The 19558-nt window shown below is 59.0% G+C and carries 19 protein-coding genes; 8 read left to right on the forward strand and 11 right to left on the reverse strand.

Translation table 11 applies throughout. From position 1 onward, the window contains the following. Positions 1-50 precede the first annotated feature (50 nt). A complete protein-coding gene (gene bcoG, locus ACR0BF_RS06015; RefSeq protein ID WP_480517312.1) occupies positions 51-965 on the reverse strand; it encodes a 3-dehydrocarnitine:acetyl-CoA trimethylamine transferase BcoG in 915 nt (304 codons plus the stop codon). A gap of 133 nt (positions 966-1098) precedes the next feature. Between bcoG and ACR0BF_RS06020 the strand changes: the two genes are divergently transcribed. Further along, on the forward strand, positions 1099-2085 hold the full coding sequence (locus ACR0BF_RS06020; RefSeq protein ID WP_480624476.1) for a GlxA family transcriptional regulator: 987 nt from the start codon (positions 1099-1101) through the stop codon (positions 2083-2085). A 67-nt stretch (positions 2086-2152) separates the two neighbouring features. Here the strand turns inward: ACR0BF_RS06020 and ACR0BF_RS06025 are convergent, their stop codons facing one another. From ACR0BF_RS06025 to ACR0BF_RS06035, 3 genes are read right to left on the reverse strand one after another with little or no spacing between them, the layout of a single operon-like run. Beyond that, complete coding sequence (locus ACR0BF_RS06025) at positions 2153-3199, reverse strand: aldo/keto reductase (RefSeq protein WP_480624477.1); 1047 nt, start codon at positions 3197-3199, stop codon at positions 2153-2155. A gap of 29 nt (positions 3200-3228) precedes the next feature. After that, positions 3229-3687 carry a DNA polymerase III subunit chi gene (locus ACR0BF_RS06030; RefSeq protein WP_480624478.1) on the reverse strand — a complete coding sequence of 153 codons (459 nt, stop codon included), beginning with the start codon at positions 3685-3687 and terminating at the stop codon, positions 3229-3231. Positions 3688-3691: 4 nt separating this feature from the next. Beyond that, complete coding sequence (locus tag ACR0BF_RS06035) at positions 3692-5158, reverse strand: leucyl aminopeptidase (RefSeq protein ID WP_480517317.1); 1467 nt, start codon at positions 5156-5158, stop codon at positions 3692-3694. A 229-nt stretch (positions 5159-5387) separates the two neighbouring features. Between ACR0BF_RS06035 and lptG the strand changes: the two genes are divergently transcribed. From lptG to rsmA, 5 genes are all read left to right on the forward strand, one after another. After that, positions 5388-6488, forward strand: coding sequence for an LPS export ABC transporter permease LptG (gene lptG / locus ACR0BF_RS06040; RefSeq protein WP_480624479.1), 1101 nt, complete (start codon positions 5388-5390; stop codon positions 6486-6488). Beyond that, on the forward strand, positions 6488-8650 hold the full coding sequence (locus ACR0BF_RS06045) for an LPS-assembly protein LptD (protein ID WP_480624480.1): 2163 nt from the start codon (positions 6488-6490) through the stop codon (positions 8648-8650). Before lptG ends, ACR0BF_RS06045 begins: the two co-directional genes overlap by 1 nt. Continuing rightward, positions 8641-9894: a peptidylprolyl isomerase gene (locus ACR0BF_RS06050; RefSeq protein WP_480624481.1), complete on the forward strand. Its 1254-nt coding sequence runs from the start codon at positions 8641-8643 to the stop codon at positions 9892-9894. The genes ACR0BF_RS06045 and ACR0BF_RS06050 overlap by 10 nt, the downstream gene beginning before the upstream one ends. Further along, on the forward strand, positions 9891-10856 hold the full coding sequence (pdxA, locus tag ACR0BF_RS06055) for a 4-hydroxythreonine-4-phosphate dehydrogenase PdxA (protein WP_480624482.1): 966 nt from the start codon (positions 9891-9893) through the stop codon (positions 10854-10856). The genes ACR0BF_RS06050 and pdxA overlap by 4 nt, the downstream gene beginning before the upstream one ends. Before the next feature lie 85 nt (positions 10857-10941). Further along, positions 10942-11784, forward strand: coding sequence for a 16S rRNA (adenine(1518)-N(6)/adenine(1519)-N(6))-dimethyltransferase RsmA (gene rsmA, locus ACR0BF_RS06060; protein ID WP_480473190.1), 843 nt, complete (start codon positions 10942-10944; stop codon positions 11782-11784). Positions 11785-11839: 55 nt separating this feature from the next. Here rsmA and ACR0BF_RS06065 read toward each other — a convergent pair whose 3' ends face one another. The 3 genes from ACR0BF_RS06065 to prfA all read right to left on the reverse strand — a co-directional run bounded on the left by ACR0BF_RS06065 (position 11840) and on the right by prfA (position 14569). Continuing rightward, on the reverse strand, positions 11840-12433 hold the full coding sequence (locus tag ACR0BF_RS06065; protein WP_480473192.1) for a DUF4167 domain-containing protein: 594 nt from the start codon (positions 12431-12433) through the stop codon (positions 11840-11842). A 238-nt stretch (positions 12434-12671) separates the two neighbouring features. After that, positions 12672-13517 carry a peptide chain release factor N(5)-glutamine methyltransferase gene (gene prmC / locus ACR0BF_RS06070; RefSeq protein WP_480624483.1) on the reverse strand — a complete coding sequence of 282 codons (846 nt, stop codon included), beginning with the start codon at positions 13515-13517 and terminating at the stop codon, positions 12672-12674. Beyond that, entirely contained in the window at positions 13514-14569 is a 1056-nt protein-coding gene (prfA, locus tag ACR0BF_RS06075) for a peptide chain release factor 1 (protein ID WP_480624532.1), read from the reverse strand. The genes prmC and prfA overlap by 4 nt, the downstream gene beginning before the upstream one ends. 62 nt (positions 14570-14631) lie before the next feature. On the opposite strand from prfA, the gene ACR0BF_RS06080 reads away from it, so the two are divergent. Beyond that, entirely contained in the window at positions 14632-14913 is a 282-nt protein-coding gene (locus ACR0BF_RS06080; RefSeq protein WP_480624484.1) for a hypothetical protein, read from the forward strand. A gap of 15 nt (positions 14914-14928) precedes the next feature. Here the strand turns inward: ACR0BF_RS06080 and ACR0BF_RS06085 are convergent, their stop codons facing one another. The 4 genes from ACR0BF_RS06085 to ACR0BF_RS06100 form a co-directional block, all read right to left on the reverse strand. Continuing rightward, positions 14929-15330, reverse strand: coding sequence for a DUF1499 domain-containing protein (locus ACR0BF_RS06085; RefSeq protein ID WP_480517331.1), 402 nt, complete (start codon positions 15328-15330; stop codon positions 14929-14931). A gap of 66 nt (positions 15331-15396) precedes the next feature. After that, positions 15397-16344 (reverse strand): agmatinase, encoded by a 948-nt coding sequence (gene speB / locus ACR0BF_RS06090; RefSeq protein ID WP_480624485.1) that lies wholly within the window; start codon positions 16342-16344, stop codon positions 15397-15399. A gap of 89 nt (positions 16345-16433) precedes the next feature. Then, a complete protein-coding gene (gene speB, locus ACR0BF_RS06095; RefSeq protein WP_480473205.1) occupies positions 16434-17408 on the reverse strand; it encodes an agmatinase in 975 nt (324 codons plus the stop codon). A gap of 30 nt (positions 17409-17438) precedes the next feature. Continuing rightward, entirely contained in the window at positions 17439-18602 is a 1164-nt protein-coding gene (locus tag ACR0BF_RS06100; RefSeq protein ID WP_480624486.1) for a M20 aminoacylase family protein, read from the reverse strand. Positions 18603-18668: 66 nt separating this feature from the next. Here ACR0BF_RS06100 and mazG point away from each other — a divergent pair, with 66 nt between their 5' ends. Then, positions 18669-19535: a nucleoside triphosphate pyrophosphohydrolase gene (gene mazG / locus ACR0BF_RS06105; RefSeq protein WP_480476767.1), complete on the forward strand. Its 867-nt coding sequence runs from the start codon at positions 18669-18671 to the stop codon at positions 19533-19535. Positions 19536-19558: the final 23 nt, after the last annotated feature.

Genomic DNA, 19558 nt, shown 5'->3' on the forward strand with positions numbered 1-19558 from the left:
TAGAAATATTCCGGGGGCTTGGGGGCTGGCCCCCAAAACCCGCGTGTCCATTATTTTGCAACAGGTGCCTGCTTGGTCAGCCCCAGCTTCGCACGGACTTCGTCAGGGCCGATCACGCGCGCGCCCATATTCTCGATGATGGATCCCGCACGTTCCACCAGTTGCCAGTTCTCGGCCATTACGCCCTTGTCCAGCCAAAGGTTGTCCTCAAGCCCCACGCGCACATTGCCGCCCGCGAGAACCGAAGCCGCGACAAACGGCATCTCGTTCCGTCCCAGTGAAAACGCGCTGAAGGTCCAGTCATCCGGCACGTTGTTTACCATCGCCATAAAGGTATTCAGATCATCCGGCGCACCCCACGGTACCCCCATGCACAGCTGGACCAAAGCGTTTGGTGCCAGAATCCCTTCCTTCACCAGTTGCTTTGCAAACCACAGGTGGCCAGTGTCAAAGGCTTCGATCTCGGGCTTGACACCCAGATCGGTCATCATCTTGCCCATGGCGCGCAATGCCCCGGGCGTATTCGTCATAACATAATCTGCCTCAGCAAAGTTCATTGTGCCGCAGTCCAGGGTGCAAATTTCGGGCAAACATTCTGCAATATGCGCCACGCGTTCCGATGCTCCGACCATGTCCGTGCCCGCGGCCACTGGAAACGGGTTTTCAACACCGCCGAACACGATATCGCCGCCCATCCCGGCCGTCAGATTCAATACGACGTCCACATCAGCGTCGCGGATGCGGTCCGTTACCTCGCGATACAGATCCAGCCGGCGGCTTGGCACGCCGGTCTCAGGGTCACGCACGTGGCAGTGAACCACTGCCGCCCCGGCCTTGGCGGCGGCAATCGCGCTGTCGGCGATCTGCCGCGGTGACCGCGGCACATGCGGGCTGCGGTCCTGCGTCCCGCCCGAGCCGGTTACGGCACAGGTAATGAAGACTTCGCGGTTCATTTCCAGAGGCATGATGTTTTCCCCAAGTTATACCCGGTTCTGCCTTGGGTTTTCCCCAGGCTTTTCCCCGGATTCCGATTTGCGTTCTGACCCGACTCTGGCGCAGCTTTGGGAAACCCACTTGGCAATATGCGAATCAAACTTGATGAAATCCGCAAAAAATATTCTGCAACCGGAACACCGCGCCCTGAAAACCGCGGTGCTTGTACTGGACGAATGCAACACGCTCAGCTTTGCCTCTGCGGTGGACCCGATGCGGGCCGCGAACCGTCTGGCGGACCGCCCGGCCTTTGACTGGGACTATGTGACCGCGACGCCAGAACCCGCGATGCTTACCAGTGCGTTGCAAGTGCCCGGTGTCCCACTGGCCCGGTTGCAATCCTGCGACCTGATGATCGTGGTCGCCGGTTTCCAACTGGCCCGGCACGCCACCCCCAGCCTGCTGGCTGGTCTGCGGCGCATCGCGGGCACAGGCGCAACGATGGCAGGCATTGATGGCGGCCCGTGGCTCCTGGCCGAAGCCGGGCTACTGGATGGCCATCTGGCAACAACCCATTGGGAAGACCTCGAAAATTTTGCCACTCGGTTTCCCGAAGTTGATGTGCGCACCGATCGCTTCACCGTTTCCGGCAACCGCCTGACTTCGGGTGGCGCAATTCCGGCTGTAGAAATGATGCTGCACATCATCGCCGCCCGTCACGGCGCAAGTTTCGCCGCGCGCGTTGCAGGCCTGTTCCTTTACGATGGCGCTCCGGACCCCGGAAAACCGCAAAGCCGCACAGGCGCGCCACATCGCCACACAGCGCTGACGGCCAAGGCCAACTCGATGATGCAGGCGTCACTGGATGATCCCCTGCCGCTGGCCTTTATCGCAGACCGCCTGGGCACCAGCCCACGGACGCTGCAACAACAGTTCCGCCTCCGCCTGAACACCACGCCGCAGGACCACTATCTGCAACTGCGCCTGGCCGAGGCCCGCCGTCTGGTCACCGACACCGACATGCCATTGATGGATGTGGCACTCGCCACCGGCTTCGCCTCACAATCCAGCTTTGCCCGCGCTTTCCGCACCGCCCACGGTCAATCGGCCCGCGACCTGAGACACGAACGCGCGCATCCCACCCATCACTGACCGGATCCCCCTTCATCTGGCCAAAAATATCCCGGGGGCGTCGCCAAAGGCGACGGGGGCAGAGCACCTAAAACGGCATCGGGTGCGCCCGATGCGCCCTGCCGATCTCGGCCAACACGTCCTTGGATAACTCAAGATCCACGCCCGCCAGAATATGATCCAGCTGCGCGACGGTCGTGGCCCCGAAGATTGCCGACATCATGAAAGGGCGCGTCCGGCACCACGCCAACGCCATATGCACCGGATCCAGACCGTGCCGCGCGGCGATGTCCAGATAAGCTGCAACCGCCTCGAAAACACGACCGGATTTCCGGCCGCCCATCTCTGGCACAAATGACATACGCGATCCGTCGGGCACGCAGTCGTTTTGGTACTTTCCGGTCAAAAATCCTGCTGCCAAAGGGGAAAACGCCATCAGCCCAACATTTTCATGCACACTCAACTCACCCAGGTCGGTGTCGAAATGGCGGCACAGCAATGAATATTCGTTCTGCACAGATGCCACACGCGGCGCCCCCATCTGTTCGGCCAACCGCAGCCATTGCGCGGTTCCCCAAGCGCTTTCATTCGACAGGCCAAAGGCACGGATATTGCCCTTGTCCACCTGAGCCTGCAGTGCTTCAAGGCACTCCTGCATGTTGCTCAGCACTTCGTTTGTGTTTTCGCCAGACGGCGCATAATCCCAATTCTGCCGAAACATATAGCTGCCCCGATTGGGCCAGTGGAATTGATAGAGGTCGATGTACCCGGTCTGCAATCGTCGCAAAGACCCCTCAATCGCTTCGGGTATGGTGCGGGCGGTGATCGGCGCACCATCACGGACAAAGGACAGCCCCGCGCCGGAATGCTTGGTCGCCAGAACATAATCGCCCCGGCGGGTAGGATTGGCGGCATTCCAGTTTCCCAAAATCTCTTCGGTGCGCCCGATCGTTTCCTTCGCGACAGGGTTCACCGGGTACATTTCGGCCGCGTCGACAAAGTTGATCCCCGCATCCAGCGCCATATCCATCTGCCGGTGCGCATCCCTTTCAGATGTTTGAGAGCCAAATGTCATCGTGCCAAGGCACAGATCACTCACCATAATTCCGGTACGGCCCAAAGGCTTCTTCTGCATCGTCGTATCTCCTGAAAATTGCGGGCCGGTCAGGCTTCGGCCTTTTTTTCCCACCGCCCGGACTCCTCCGACCAGTATTGTGCGGAACATCCGGCATCCGTCAGCGCTTTCCACTGCCCGCGCGCGTGTTGTACAGCCATGTCGTCATTGCCATCGAACAGGATACAAACCCGTTCCAGCGCGGCGACTTCTTCCGCCTCGACCACCGCGCCATCCACAGCCATGATACAGGTCGCGCCATTTCCCGCCACGGTGCTGGTGGTCAGCAGGATCGGCTGGTCCGCGTCATACGGACCGCCTGCGCGTCCATGGGGCAGGAACCTGTCCTCGGGTCCCAGCCACAGTTTTTCATCCAGCCAGTCCATCCGTGCAGGGTCAGTACCCCGCACGGCTATCCGCCACCCGGCTTGCCGCGCCTTGTCCAGCAGCGCAGGCAAGGTGTGCTCCAGCGGCTGGCGGGTCAGGTGGTAGAAATAGACAGCGCCCATATGCCTACTCGAAATTGTCCTGCACAAACCGGCTCAGTGCGCGTACGCCCCAGCCGGTGGCGCCTTTGGGCGCATAAGATGTCTCGTCGGCAACCGAGGCGACCCCCGCAATATCCAGGTGAATCCACGGCGTTTCCTCTTTCACGAAACGCTGCAGGAATTGCGCGGCGGTGACTGAACCCGCGGGACGACCGCCCACGTTTTTCATGTCGGCAATGCGCGATTTCAGCAATTTGTCATAGGCATCGCCCAATGGCATCCGCCAGGCGCCTTCATCCTCGGCCTTGGCTGATTTCAGAAAGGCATCGCAGAATGTGTCATTGTTCGAAAAGACACCAGCATTCTCATGGCCCAACCCGATAATGATCGCACCGGTCAAAGTTGCCAAGTCGATCATGCCGACCGGCTTGAACCGTTCCTGCGCGTACCACATCACGTCACACAGAACCAGGCGGCCCTCGGCGTCAGTGTTGATAATCTCGACCGTATCACCTTTCATAGACCTGACCACATCACCCGGACGGGTGGCGTTACCCGAGGGCATATTTTCGACCAGACCAACCAGCCCCACGACATTGGCTTTTGCCTTGCGCTTGGCCAGCGCGCGCATGGCGCCCGCAACAACTCCGGCTCCGCCCATGTCCATGGTCATCTCTTCCATGCCAGCAGCTGGTTTGAGCGAGATACCACCCGTGTCGAACACTACGCCTTTTCCGACCAAAGCCAGAGGCGCGTCGTCCTTGGCCCCGCCATTCCACTGCATCACCACCACTTTCGAAGGGCTGTCCGAGCCCTGCCCGACGCTTAGCAATGTGCGCATTCCCAACTCGGCCAGCTTGTCTTCGTCCAGCACTTCGACCTCAAGACCCAGCTCCTGCATCTCAACCAGACGGTCCGCGAATTCGGTAGTGGTCAAAACATTTGCCGGTTCATTGGTCAGATCGCGCGTCATCCGAACGCCATCAGCAATTGCATAGAGAGGTGCAAAATCTGCCTCGATCTCTGCAGGCTTTGCGTGGCTGATTGTCACTGTACCAGCCTTCTGGCTTTCCTTGGTTTTATGCGCGTCGAATTCATAGCTGCGCAGAACAATCCCCAGTGCCAGATCCTCGGCCCGCGCCTGATTGCCCACCATCACCAGCATGTCCTTGCCGCCTGCCAGCTTAGCCAGCGCCGCACCTGCCTTGCGGGCTTCGGCGGCCTCGGGGCGACGTGGCAGAACCAGAACATCCAGCGCCTCTGCCGCCATTCCGGCGGGCCATGCCATCGAGATGACATCACCTGTCTTGGACTTTCTGAAACTCTCGCTTTCAACAAGCCGCGCCAACCCGCCCTTTGTCAGACGGTTCGCCTTGCGGGCTGCCGGGCCCATCTTACCGTCATCCGGAATGATGATGGCGACGCGCCCTCCGGCCTGCGCCATAGCCTCCAGGTCAAACTCCTGAAAACGGATCGGTATCAGACTGCTCATTGTACACTCCTCGAATTCTGTTCCCCAAGACCTAGCCCGCAGGGCACGCGTTGACCAGATAGCAGTTTTCCCTGCCTTTCAATTGCATTAAGGTCCCGAAAAAATGACCGGCAGGCTCGGGGGAGAAAGACGTGGTACGAGAGGGCAGGCATACGCCATCGCGCACAGCATTGCGCAGGCGCGATATCGGCCCGAAGCCTCGCACTACAGGCACTGCGGGGTCGTGCCTATGATCCTGGACCGTTATTTCGCTCGCCGGTTCCTGCAAAGCTTCATGGTCATCGGAGGTATTTTCCTGACCTTGATGATTCTCATCGATCTGATCGAACAGATTCGCCGCTTTGACGATTTCGACCTGTCATTTGCCCAGTTGCTGCACCTTACGCTCCTGAATACACCAGCCGCCATCAGCGAAATGCTGCCTCTGCTGGTTATCCTGTCCACCATCGCCTTGTTCGTCGGGCTGGCACGCACATCAGAACTTGTGGTGACCCGTGCAACTGGCCGCTCGGGCATCCGCGCTTTGGTCGCCCCTGTCCTGTTGTCGCTAATCATTGGCGCGCTGGCCGTTGCATTGTTGAACCCCATCGCAGCGGCCACATCCGAAGAGTTCCGCCGCCTGTCGGATTCATACCGAAACAACGGCAGTTCGGCCCTTTCGATCAGCAGCGAGGGCCTGTGGCTGCGCCAGTCCGCCGAAAACGGACAGGCCGTTATCCACGCCCGGTCAACGTCGAACCAAGACAAGCTGCGGCTGGACGGTGTAACCGTCATCACCTTTGGGCGGGATGGCAAACCGACCCAGCAGATCGTTGCAAACCGGGCCGAGTTGGAAGATGGGAACTGGGTTCTGTATCAGGCAAAAACCTGGGCCATGCAGGATGGGCAAAACCCCGAATCCAATTCAGTTGTACACGAGCGTCTGGAACTGCCGACCTCGCTGACCCGACAGCGGATCATGGACACTTTGGGACAACAGGATTCGGTTTCGGTTTATGACCTGCCCCAGTTGATCAGCGACCTGCGCGAGGCGGGATTTTCGACCAAACAATATGAGGTCTGGCTGCAAGTTCAGCTTGCCCGGCCTTTGTTTCTGATCTCGATGGTTCTGATCGGGGCCGCGTTCACCATGCGCCACGTTCGGTTCGGCGGCACAGGGATCGCCGTCCTGACAGCCGTCCTGCTTGGATTTGCCATCTATTTCGTGCGCAATTTTGCGCAAATCCTCGGGGAAAACGGACAATTGCCCATCTATATCGCTGCCTGGGCACCGCCCTTTGCCGCAATTCTGTTGTCTCTTGGTCTGCTTCTGCATGCGGAGGACGGCTGATGCGGCATATTATTCATGTGTTGCTTACCAGTGCGCTCGCTTTGTCCGTCCCGGCGAAACTTGCAGCACAGACCTCTCAAGGTCAACCACAGCCACAGGGCACACAAGCGCAGCAAGAGCCCGCCTTGCTGGTGGCCGACAAGGTTTTCATCACGCCTGAACGCAAACTTGTGGCAGAAGGCAATGTCGAAGCTTTTCAGGGCGACATCAAATTGTCCGCTCATCGCATCACTTATGACCGCGAGACCGGCGAGCTGGTACTGGAAGGCCCCATTCGTATCGATCAGGGTGGTCAGACCACGCTACTGGCGGATTCAGGGCAACTGGACAGCGGAATTCAGAACGGACTGCTGATCGGCGCACGCATGGTTTTCGAACAGCAGGTACAGATCGCTTCGGTTCAGGCGAAACGGACCGCAGGCCGCTATACGCAATTCAGTAAGGTTTCGGCCACATCTTGTCATGTCTGCACCGACGGCAGGCCGCCTCTGTGGCAGATCAGGGCGCGCAAAGTCACGCATGATCAACTGGAACGGCAACTATATTTCGAAGGCGCACAACTTCGGGTGCTGGATTATCCGGTATTCTACTTTCCCTATCTGCGCTTGCCCGACCCAACGCTAGAGAGGGCAACCGGATTTCTGGTTCCTTCGATCCGCAGCACGTCGCAATTGGGCACTGGAGTTCAGGTCCCTTATTTCTTTAAACTTGGCGATCACAAGGACCTGACACTTACTCCTTACGTCTCAGCCAAGACGACAACGCTGGGATACCGCTATCGTCAGGCTTTCGTGAACGGACGCATTCAGGTGGAAGGCGCTTATACACGGGATGATGTGCAACCCGATCAGGATCGCGGCTACCTTTTTGCCACCGGCTGGTTCAATCTGAAGAACGATTTTCGTCTGACCTTCAATCTGGAAACCACATCCGACGATGCCTACCTGGCCGACTACGGCTTGCCGGATCTGGACCGTTTGCGCAGTGAAATCGCGCTGGAGAGGATCAAGCGCGACAGCGCGTTCAAAACCAGCCTGATCTATTACAAAACACTGCGGGACAGCGAAAATCAGGACGAGATCCCGTCCCGCGTCTTCGATCTCAACTATGAAAAACGCTATTTTCCCAACACACTGGGTGGCGAGGTTCGGCTGGCTTTCATCGGCCACGCGCACGAACGTACCAGCAACACAGATGTTGTTGGCCGGGATATTGCACGGGCCACCTTCGACGCCGAATGGTTGCGCAGCTGGACGTTCGCGTCGGGGCTGCGGGTCGATACGACGCTGGGGGCGTCGGTTGACACTTTCAACGTCCGCCACGACAGCAACTATCCAGACAACGTGACCCGATCTACACCGCGTGCGGCTTTGACACTCCGTTATCCAATGACACGGCGCGAGGAGTCGGGGGCAGTTCAGTTCCTCGAACCGATCGCACAGTTTGGATGGACACATGTGTCGGACACCGATGTACCGAATGATGAAAGTACCTTTCAGGAATTCGATCAGGGCAACCTTCTGTCCCTGTCGCGTTTCCCGGCTGAAGATCAGCGCGAGAACAGCGCCACCGGCGTGGTTGGCCTGAACTGGGCCCGGTACGGCGCGGGTGGCTGGCAGGCCCAGGCGACCGTGGGTCAGGTGTTTCGTGCTGACGCCGATCGGAATTTCACGCTGACATCTGGGTTGCAGGGCACATCGTCGGATTTGCTGGTGGCCGGGCAGATCAGCACGGCCAATGGCTGGTCACTTGCCGGGCGCGGTTTGATCGACGGTGATTTCAGCTTTGTCAAAGCCGAGCTGCGCGGCGCTTGGGCATCCGAATATGCCGGCCTGTCTGGCAGCTACATCTGGCAGGAACCGGACCCGGCGGAAAACATCACCGAAGAAATCTCGGAAATTCTGCTGCTCGGGCGTTACCAGGTCGATCAGAACTGGCTGACAAATGCCCTGGCGCGCTACGATCTGGCCGAGTCGGAACCGATCCGGCTGGGTCTGGGCGTGACCTACCAGAACGAATGTGTTCAGGTTAACATGTCCGTAAGTCGGCGCTTTACTTCAACATCCACTATTGAGCCTTCGACAGAATTCGGCTTTACCCTTTCTCTGACAGGGTACGCCCTTGAAGGCGGTGGCAAGACATACAAGAGAACATGCAGTTGATATCAGGTTTCTCCAGGTTTCTCCGTTCCGGTTGGCTTAAGCCGGTCACACGGGCACTAGTTGCCGCAGTTTTTGCGATCGCGCCTCTTCAGGGCGGCGCGCAAAGCCTGTTCTCACCCGCGATCCGCGTCAATCAGGACATTGTCACCTGGTATGAGCTTGAACAGCGCTTGCAATTCCTGAATGTTCTGGGCCTGCCCGGTGGTAGCGAAGCTGACGTCAGGGATGCCTTGATTGATGAAAAACTGCGCAGGCAGGTCATGCGTGATGCCGGCGTGCAAGCGACGCCCGAGGCCGTTCAACTGGGCATCGACGAATTCGCCTCGCGCGGACAATTGTCATCAGAACAATTCCTAAAACTTCTCGGCGACGCGGGCGTCGACCCGGAAACGGTCCGGGATTATGTCGCCGATCAACTGGCATGGCGCGACTATATCAGTTCGCGCTATCTGTCGCAGGCCCGCCCGACCGAGGATGAGATCGATCGCGCTCTGGGCCAGACGGGCGGTGGCGGATTGCAGGTCCTGCTGTCCGAAATCATCATCCCGGTAAACCCGCAAACGGTTGCCCAGACCGAGCTGTTGGCCGAAGAAATCTCGCGGCTGGAAGGGCAAGACGCTTTTTCTGCCGCCGCGGCTCAGTATTCCGCAGCCGCAACACGGGGTCAGGGTGGACGTCTGGACTGGTTGAATATCTCGAACCTGCCCCCGGCGCTTCAACCTGTCATCCTGGGGCTTCAGACCGGTGAGATTACCGACCCGATCACCTTGCCGAACGCTGTTGCCCTGTTTCAGATGCGTGGCTTGCGCGAAGTCGCAACCGGCGCTCCGCGCATTTCAAAGTTGGATTATGCCGCCTATTACCTGCCAGGCGGGCGCAGCGCCGAAACCCTTTCGCGGGCCGCGAAGCTGAAAGAAGAAATCGACACTTGTGATGATCTCTATGGCATTGCCAAGGATCAGCCCGCCGAAGTTCTGGACCGGGTCGAAGCCGCGCCTTCCGAGGTGCCCGGTGATATTGCCGTAGAATTGGCCAAGCTGGACCGGAACGAAGCATCGGCGAATCTGACTCGCAACAATGGTCAGACGCTTGTGTTCCTGATGCTGTGCAACCGCACGCGGGATCTGGGCGAAGACACCTCTCGGGGCGATGTCGCCAATGCGCTGGCGCAGCAACGTCTTCAGGCCTTTGCGGCCAGTCTGGTGGAACAGCTGCGGGCTGACGCTGTCATTACTCAGGAATGACACGCACCGTCGCGCTCAGCTGCGGCGAACCGGCCGGTATCGGCCCGGAAATCGCGGCCAAGGCGTGGGCTGAACTGCGCGATGCCTGCCCGTTTTTCTATATCGGGGACGCCAGCCACCTGCCCGCAGGCACTCCGGTTGCCAAAATCGAACATCCCAGTCAGGTCGCTGAAATCTGTGATCGGGCCCTGCCCGTTCTTCAGATGGACTTTCCCGCCCCTAACGTATTCGGCCAGCCAAACCCGGCCAACGCGCCGTCGGTGGTTGATGCCATCGAAACCGGCGCCGAACTGGTACAGACAGGTGAGGCCGCAGCGCTTTGCACTGCACCGATCAACAAGAAAGCCCTGATCGACGGCGCAGGCTTCACCTTTCCTGGCCATACCGAGTTTCTGGCAGCCCTTTCCGGAACCCGTCGGGTTGTCATGATGCTGGCCAGCGAGAGGTTGCGCGTCGTTCCCGCGACAATTCACATTCCATTGTCACAGGTTCCCGCGGCACTTACCCCTGATCTTCTGCGCGAGACGATTGAAATCACTGTACGCGGTTTGCGTGATCAGTTCGGGCTCACACATCCCCGCATCGCAGTTGCAGGTCTGAACCCACATGCAGGTGAAGGCGGCAAGATGGGCACAGAGGAACTCGACTGGATTGCTCCGATGCTGGCTGATCTGAACCCAGAGGGCGCAACCATCACCGGCCCCCATCCTGCGGATACTCTGTTTCACGCCGCTGCCCGCACCCGCTATGACGCCGCCATCGCCATGTATCATGATCAGGCTCTGATCCCGATCAAGACGCTGGATTTCGACCGGGGCGTGAATGTCACCCTTGGCTTGCCTTTCATCCGCACCTCACCCGACCACGGAACAGCACTGGACATCGCGGGAAAAGGCATCGCCACCCCCTCCAGCCTGATCGAAGCCCTGAAACTTGCCCGGCGCATGGTAAAAAGCTCTTGATCCTTCACCTGGCTGAAAATATCCCCGCCGGAGGCACAAAAATCTCGGGCGCAGCCCCTTTCACAGGCGCCAAGGTATTCCGATCATGAGCGCTATAGACACGCTTCCCCCTCTGCGCGAGGTCATCGCAACCCACCAGCTTTCAGCGCGCAAATCGCTGGGGCAGAACTTTCTGCTGGATCTGAACCTGACCGCTAAGATCGCCCGACAGGCTGGCGATTTGTCAGAATGCGATGTGCTTGAAATCGGCCCCGGTCCCGGTGGGTTGACGCGGGGCCTGCTGTCCGAAGGCGCGCGCAAGGTCGTGGCCGTTGAAAAAGACACCCGGTGCATTGCCGCCCTGAACGACATCGCGGCTGCGTATCCGGGTCGGCTTGAGGTGATCAACGGCGACGCCCTGGAAATAAACCCGCTTGAATACCTGTCACCGCCAATCCGCGTCGCAGCCAACCTGCCCTACAATGTCGGCACCGAGCTGCTGGTGCGTTGGCTGACACCGCCCGAATGGCCCCCATTCTGGCAGAGCCTGACGCTGATGTTCCAACGCGAAGTGGCCGAGCGTATCGTCGCCCAACCTGGCAGCAAAGCTTATGGACGCCTTGCCATCCTCGCTCAATGGCGGGCAGAGGCACGTATCGCCATGTCGCTTCCCCCCGGGGCCTTCACCCCGCCGCCCAAGGTTTCAAGCGCCGTGGTCCACCTGACCGCCCTGCCCGAACCACGCTTTCCCGCCGATGCCGCCACCCTGTCACGTATCGTGGCCGCCGCCTTCAACCAACGCCGCAAGATGCTGCGCGCCTCACTCAAAGGCATTGCCCCGGATATCGAAGACCGTCTGCTGGCTGCTGGTATCAAGCCCACGGACCGTGCCGAACAAATCCCGCTTGAAGCGTTCTGCGCTTTGGCGCGCGAAGTTAAGAAAACCTGATCAAACAAAAAAGCCCCGAGTTTGACCTCGGGGCTTGGTTCATTGGGCGTCAGCTTTACTCAGCCGCCTCTGGAGCATCCCCGGTGTTGGCGGGTGCTTCCTCTTTTGCCTCGGGTGCAGCTTTGGGCTTCCGCGTGCGCGGTTTACGCGCGGGTTTTTCTTTGAGCGGTGCCTCTTCCGGTGCCTCAGCTACCGGGGTTTCTTTGTTTTCCGGTGTTTCTACCAAGCCGCTATCGGGCTCTGAAACTTGCTGAGACAGGTCCATCAAATCAGGCTGCGGTGCTTCGGCCGGATCAGCCTGACGGGTCGCTTCGCGTTCCTGACGTTCGGCACGTTCACGATCGCGCTCAGCCTGGCGTTCGCGGTTCTGGCGCTCCTGCTCTTCACGGCGCGCATCCATTTCGCGCTGCGCCTCGCTCAGCATCCGCAGATAATGTTCTGCGTGTTGCTGGAAGTTTTCTGCCGCCACGCGGTCATTCGACAGCTGAGCGTCACGTGCCAACTGGTTGTACTTGTCAATAATCTGCTGCGGCGTGCCACGAACCTTGCCTTCGGGACCCGAGCTGTCAAAAACCCGGTTTACCACGTTGCCGCCAGAAGGACGATTGCGGTTATTCTTGGCCCGCGAACGGGGTTTGGAAGATCTCATCTTACTTACGTCAGCCTTATCAATGCGCTGTCGCTCAACCCGTGTTTTGCACTGCTCTAAGGCGTTTGCCGTGACGGGAAGTCGACTTTTTGGGCTTGGCGTCAGGGGTGCGCTGCAACAGCGTCAACCTCGCCGACTAATCCTGAGTAAACATGTCCTGACGGCGCAGACAAGAGGAATCTCGGGTTTTCACAAGCTTTTTTGTTCGGGTTGGCGTTTTTTGCCGCAAACCCGCCACTCAACCCGGCATTCTTGCGCCGACAACGCGGTCGCGACCGTCCAGATCAGGGATGATCCGAACATCCACCAACCCGGCAGCGTCGAACAGGGCTGATACTTTTGCCGCCTGCGTCTGACCGATTTCGACAAGAATTCGCCCGCCCGGCAACAGAAAATCCGGGGTCGCAGCCGCGATCCGACGATACGCTCCCAACCCGTCCCCCTCATCCGTCAGAGCCATGCGCGGCTCATGCTCGCGCACTTCGGGCGACAGCTCTTCCATCTCAGACACTGAGATATATGGAGGGTTGGAAACAATCAGGTCGAATTGACCATTAATGTCTTCAAACCAGTTTGATCGAAGAATCTCAATCCGCGCCTCTACCTGATGCTGAACCGCATTGGCACTGGCTTGCAGGCAGGCGGCTTCGCTCAGATCGACACCCACGCCCGTGGAACTGCTGCGTTCGGACAGAAGGGTTATCAGGATACACCCCGAGCCCAGCCCCAGGTCGAGGACATGATCAAATGGTTCGCTCAACGCCGCTTCGATAAGGGTTTCTGTTTCCGGGCGCGGATCAAGGACATCCCGGCTGACGCGAAACCTGCGGCCGTAAAACTCCCGCTCACCCAACAGATGCGACACCGGAACCCGAACGGCACGCAAGGAGATCAGCTGGTCATAACGCTCGGCGATTTCGGGCTGCAATTCTTCCGGGGCAATCAGTGTCACCCGGCTGGCTTCAATCCGTGCAGCGTGGGCCAGCAACAGACGCGCGTCGCGCGCCGGATCGTCCACACCGGCTGCACGCAGGCGCGCTGTCGCTGCTACCATGGCCTGTGCCGCTGTTTGCAGACCCGTCATTGTGCCATCTCGGCCAGCAGCCGGGCCTGATCGTCTGCCGTCAGCGCATCAATCACCTCGTCCAGATCGCCCTGCATCACCTGATCCAGCTTATATAGCGTCAGGTTGATCCGATGGTCGGTCATGCGCCCCTGCGGGAAGTTATAAGTACGAATGCGTTCCGAGCGATCCCCCGAGCCCACCTGACTGGCGCGATCTGCCGAGCGTTCGCTGTCAATCCGCTGCCGTTCCAGATCGTACAAGCGCGTTTTCAGAACTTGCATGGCGATCTCGCGGTTGCGATGCTGGGACTTCTCGGAACTCGTCACCACCAATCCCGTCGGAAGATGCGTGATCCGCACTGCCGAGTCGGTCGTGTTCACGTGCTGTCCGCCCGCGCCCGAGCTTCGCATCGTATCGATTCGGATATCATTGGCGTCGATCTGGATGTCTACATCCTTGGCCTCGGGCAGAACCGCCACAGTCGCCGCCGAAGTGTGAATGCGCCCGCCGCTTTCGGTTTCGGGCACGCGTTGCACCCGATGGACGCCGGATTCGTATTTCAGGCGCGCAAAGACATTGTCGCCTTTGATATGGGCGACCACTTCCTTGATGCCGCCCAGATCCGAGGCCTGTTCTTCGATAATCTCGAATTTCCAGCCACGCGCCTCGGCGTAACGCTGATACATGCGCAACAGGTCGCTTGCGAACAAAGCGGCCTCGTCCCCGCCGGTGCCGGGGCGGATTTCCAGCATCGCCGGACGGGCATCCGCCGCGTCCTTTGGCAACAATGCCAGTTGGAGCGCGTTTTCCGCCTTGGGGATGCGGGCCTGCAACTCGGGGATCTCCTCCTCGGCAAGCTCTTTCATGTCCGGGTCAGTCAGCATCGCCTGCGCCTCGGCCAGATCTCCCACCAGCTGTCGCCAGGCCATGATCTGATCGACGACAGGCTTGAGGTCGGAATATTCTTTGGCCAGCGCCGCTATGTCACCACCCGACGCGCCATCGGCCATGGCTGCCTCGAGGTACTGGAAACGCTGGGTGATCTGTTCAAGACGTTCTTCGGGGATCATCCCGGCGGTGTCTCTCATCCGGGGGCTTTGGTCAAGGGCAACGTCATGCTAAGCTTGCGGCCATGAAACGGGTTTTAATTTCTCTGCTGCTGACAACGACGCCTGCATTCGCGGATTACATCGGCCCTGATGGCAAGACGCGGGATTGCTATTGCACTGACACATCCGGGTCTCGCATCGAACTGGGTGAGATGATCTGCCTTCAGGTCGACGGACGCATGTTCACGGCGCAATGCCAGATGTCCCTGAACGTTCCCATGTGGCGTGAGGTTCAGGAGGGGTGTTTGTCGTCCAATTTACAGAGTGAGCCTGTCGACCCCTTGGATCTGGACGGCCCGTCCTGACCGTTTGAGCAACGACTAGAACTGCGCCAACCACCCATCGACTCGCGCCCTGTTAACCCCGAAATCCTTGCGGCCAAATCGCAGGCGCCCATGAATGCGCAGGGTGTCACCATCCTGCTGAACCGTGGTGTAGTCGGGAAAGCCGATCCATTTCGTGCGGGTGATATAGGTGATCATACCCTCACTGACCGAACCTGCCAAAACCGTGGTGCGCGACGTGGCTTGGGCAATCTCGTCAAGACGCTGCAACCCGTCGGAGCCGGTTTCGACAACGCGCACCACACCACCGGGCAAATCCTGATTTTCGGTTGCAACAAAAGCGACGTGCCACCGCGTAGGGTCGGACGGTGCCAGGCGGACATAGCCGCCCGCCCCAACCACAAGCGCAATCACTGCCCCCAAAGCCACCTTTTTCATCCCGCTCTATCCTTTTTGGTGAACCCTAAGCGGAACAAAACCGGCGGCAAGACATTCCACCGCGTCTTACCGCGACGTCACACCCGGCAGGATACACAACATCTCGTAGATCAGGTTGGCCGCTGTCAGTGCAGTGTTGCCCGATGGATCATAAGGGGGTGAAACCTCGACCAGATCACATCCCACCACGTTTACCCCATGCAGGGCATGGATCAGTTGCAGCGCTTGCGGTGTCGTCAGACCTGCGATTTCCGGCGTGCCGGTGCCCGGAGCAAACGCGGGATCAAGGCTGTCGATGTCATACGAGATGTAAACCGGGTGGTCCCCGATGATCTTGCGAACCTGCGATCCGATTTGGGTCAGGTTCTGCTGCCACAGCTCCCAGGCCGGGAACTGGCGGAAGCCCCAGTCCTTGGCTTCGGTGAAGTCCGAGGCGGCATAGCCCGAGCCCCGAATGCCGATCTGGAACGTCTTGTCGGGAACAATCAACCCCTCTTCATAGGCGCGGCGGAAGACGGTACCGTGGGTTTCACGCTCACCGAACATCTTGTCATTCACATCGGCATGGGCGTCCACATGCACCAGCGCCACGGGTCCGTGTTTTGCCTTGATGGCTCGCAGGATCGGCAGGGTGATCGAATGATCGCCCCCCATGGCCACCGGGATCACGCCTTTCGCCAATATGGCGTCATAGCTTTCCTTGATGATCCTGAGGCTGTCTGCCAGCGAGAAGGTGTTGATCGCCAGATCCCCAATATCGGCTATCTGCAAACTGTCGAACGGGGCCGCTCTGGTGGCCATGTTATAGGGCCGGATCATCGCGCTTTCGCCGCGGATCTGCTTGGGGCCAAAGCGCGTGCCCGACCGCCACGACGTGCCAATATCCATCGGCACCCCCAGCACCGCCACATCCAGCCCCTCAAGCGAGGAGGCCTGCGGCAGGCGCATGAATGTGTTCGGCCCGGAAAACCGAGCCAGATCATTCCCGCTAATTGGTTGGTTGAATTCGGTCATGCGCGTAATGGTCCCGTCCCTGTTCGTCACTTGATCCAGCACATACCTTAAGCATGGCTAACTGTTGGTTAACGTGAACCCATGCGGGTTTACCCTTCTGCTTTTTCCAGCTTGTTCCACCCCAACAGGCAAATGATCTGAGTCGCCACATGGGCCCCAGCAATCGCTGTCGCACCTGAGGTGTCAAAGGGCGGCGATACTTCGACCACGTCCCCGCCCTTGATATTGATCCCGGCAATGTCGCGCAGGATGATCTGTGCCTGAATCGAGCTTAACCCACCCCAGACCGGCGTGCCCGTACCAGGGGCAAAGGCCGGGTCAAGACCGTCAATGTCGAAGCTGAGGTAAACGGGGCTGTCACCAAGAATGTCTTTGATCTTTTGCGCCACGGCAGCAGGTCCCGATTCATAAACCTCACGCGCATCGATGATGTTCACGCCCAGCGTATCCTCATTCGTCGTGCGAATACCCACCTGGACCGAGCGTTTCGGATCGACAATGCCCGACTTTACAGCCTTGTAGAACATTGTCCCGTGATCCACGCGGGACATATCGTCATCGACCCATGTGTCGGTATGCGCATCGAATTGCAGCAGGGACATTGGCCCGAATTTCTCGGCATAAGCCTTGAGGATCGGAAAGCTGATATAGTGGTCGCCACCCAACGCGACCGACGCTACGTCAGCGGTCAGAATGGTCCGGATGTGGTCGGTCAGCGTGTCGGGAAAGGCCGGTATATTGGCATAATCATAAGCCATATCGCCATAGTCCACGATCGCCAGTTCACTCAGCGCATCAAAGGGCCAGCCATAGGGCGCATCAGGCGACTGAAGCGCACTGGCCTCTCGGATCGCCCTAGGGCCAAGGCGCGTGCCGGGCCGGTTCGTAACCGCCTGATCAAACGGCACGCCGGTTACGGCGATGTCCACACCCTTCAGGTTCTTGGTGTAAAGCCGCCGAAGAAAAGACGTCGCGCCGCCGAACGTATTTTCATAAGACAACCCCTTGAGGTCCGGATTGGTGAATGCCTCATCCACTTGGTTTCTTGCGTCTTCCAGTGCCATGTCTTCCGTAGTCCCTTTCCCGAACCTTTATCAGCTCAACGGCTGCGCTTTTTCCACGATCCGCGCGAAAAACGACGCGCCCACCGGTGCGATTTCGTCGTTAAAGTTGTATTTCGGATGATGCAGCCCCGCGCCTTCACCCTGCCCGAGGAACAGATAAGCACCGGGGCGCTTTTGCAGCATGTACGAAAAATCCTCGGCCCCCATCTCGCGCCCGGTATTGCCGATGACCCGGTCATCTCCGGATATTTCTCGCGCCACTTCGGTCGCAAAACCCGCCTTTTCGGCATCATTGATGGTGGCAGGGTAATCGACATTGTATTCCAAACGCGCCTCGACCCCATAGGATTTGGCCTGCCCTTCGACAATCTCGGCCATGCGTCGCATCACCATCTGCTGGACGGTCGGATCGAATGTTCGAACGGTGCCGTTGATATAGGCCGTATCCGGGATCACGTTGTTGACCGTGCCGGTGTGAATTTGCGTGACCGAAATGACAAGATCATCCAGCGCATAGTGGTTGCGACTGACAATGGTCTGAATGGCCTGCGCAATCCCACAGGCCGCCATAACCGGATCACGGGTTTCATGCGGCATCGCACCGTGGCCGCCGACACCCTGAATATGCACTTCGAACGTATCGACAGCCGCCATGATCGGCCCCGGCGTGGTATAGAATGTCCCTTCGGCAAATCCCGGCGCGTTGTGCAGCGCGTAGACCTGTGAGATGTCGAACCGGTCCATGATGCCTTCTTCGACCATCACGCCAGCACCACCGCCATCTTCCTCGGCGGGTTGAAAGATCAGCGCCACGCGACCGCTGAAATTTCGCGTCTCGGCCAGATAACGGGCCGCGCCCAGTAACATCGTGGTATGCCCGTCATGACCGCAGGCATGCATCTTTCCGGGGTTCTGAGAGGCGTAGTCAACGCCTGTTTCTTCGGTAATTGGCAACGCATCCATATCGGCGCGCAGGCCAATCGTCGGCCCGTCGCCCCGCCCGTTTATGATCGCGACCATCCCGGTCTTTGCGAGCCCCTCATGCAACTCATCGACCCCGAACTCACGCAGACGTTCCGCCACAAAGGCCGCAGTTTCATGGCATTCGAATTCCAACTCTGGGATGGTATGCAGATACTGGCGCCATCTGGTCATGTCGGCAGAGAAATCGGCAATTCGGTTGACGACGGGCATCTGGGGTGGACTCCTGATCGGGACTGCGGAATGGATGCATCTGACACCGGAATGAAAGGGTTCGCAATGGCTGAAAATCCTCTGATCCATGACAGCGATGCAGGTATCGAACGGCTGCTGGAAATCATGCGCCGCCTGCGCGATCCGCAATCCGGCTGCCCGTGGGATATCGAACAGGATTTCGCGACCATCGCCCCCTATACGATCGAAGAGGCCTATGAGGTCGCTGACGCCATCGAACGCGAAGCCTTTGACGAGCTTAAGGGCGAACTGGGGGATTTACTGTTTCAATCCGTGTTTCACGCCCAAATGGCAGAAGAAGCAGGACATTTCACCTTTCAGGACGTCGTACGCACCATGTCAGACAAGATGGTCAGCCGCCATCCGCATGTGTTTGGCGATGAATCCCGCGACAAGTCGGCTAACCAGCAAATCAAAGATTGGGAGGCCATCAAAGCCGCCGAGCGGGCGGGCAAGGAACAGAAAGGTGCGCTGGACGGTGTGGCCGCAAACCTGCCCGCACTACTGCGCGCGCATAAGCTCCAAAAACGTGCCGCTCGGGTGGGGTTCGACTGGCCTGACGCCAGCCATGTTCTGGCCAAGATCACCGAAGAAGCCGCCGAACTGGAAGAGGCGCGTGACAAAATGGATGCTGACGCGCTGGAAGACGAATTCGGCGATCTGCTGTTCGTGATGGTCAATCTGGGTCGTCATCTTGGCATCGAACCCGAAGCCGCCCTGCGTCGCACCAATGCCAAGTTCACCCGTCGCTTTGAAAAGGTCGAAGCCCGGCTGGCCGAACGGGGCAAGACCCCCTCGCAAAGCGATCTGGCCGAGATGGATGCGCTGTGGGACGAAGTTAAAACGGAAGAGCATCGCGCGAATGGCAAACTCCCGCCGGTGGATACACTGGCCGCGACCAGAAACGGGTAGACAAGCGATCCGACACTTGCGAG

It is taken from the genome of Ruegeria sp. AG7, from assembly GCF_056541545.1.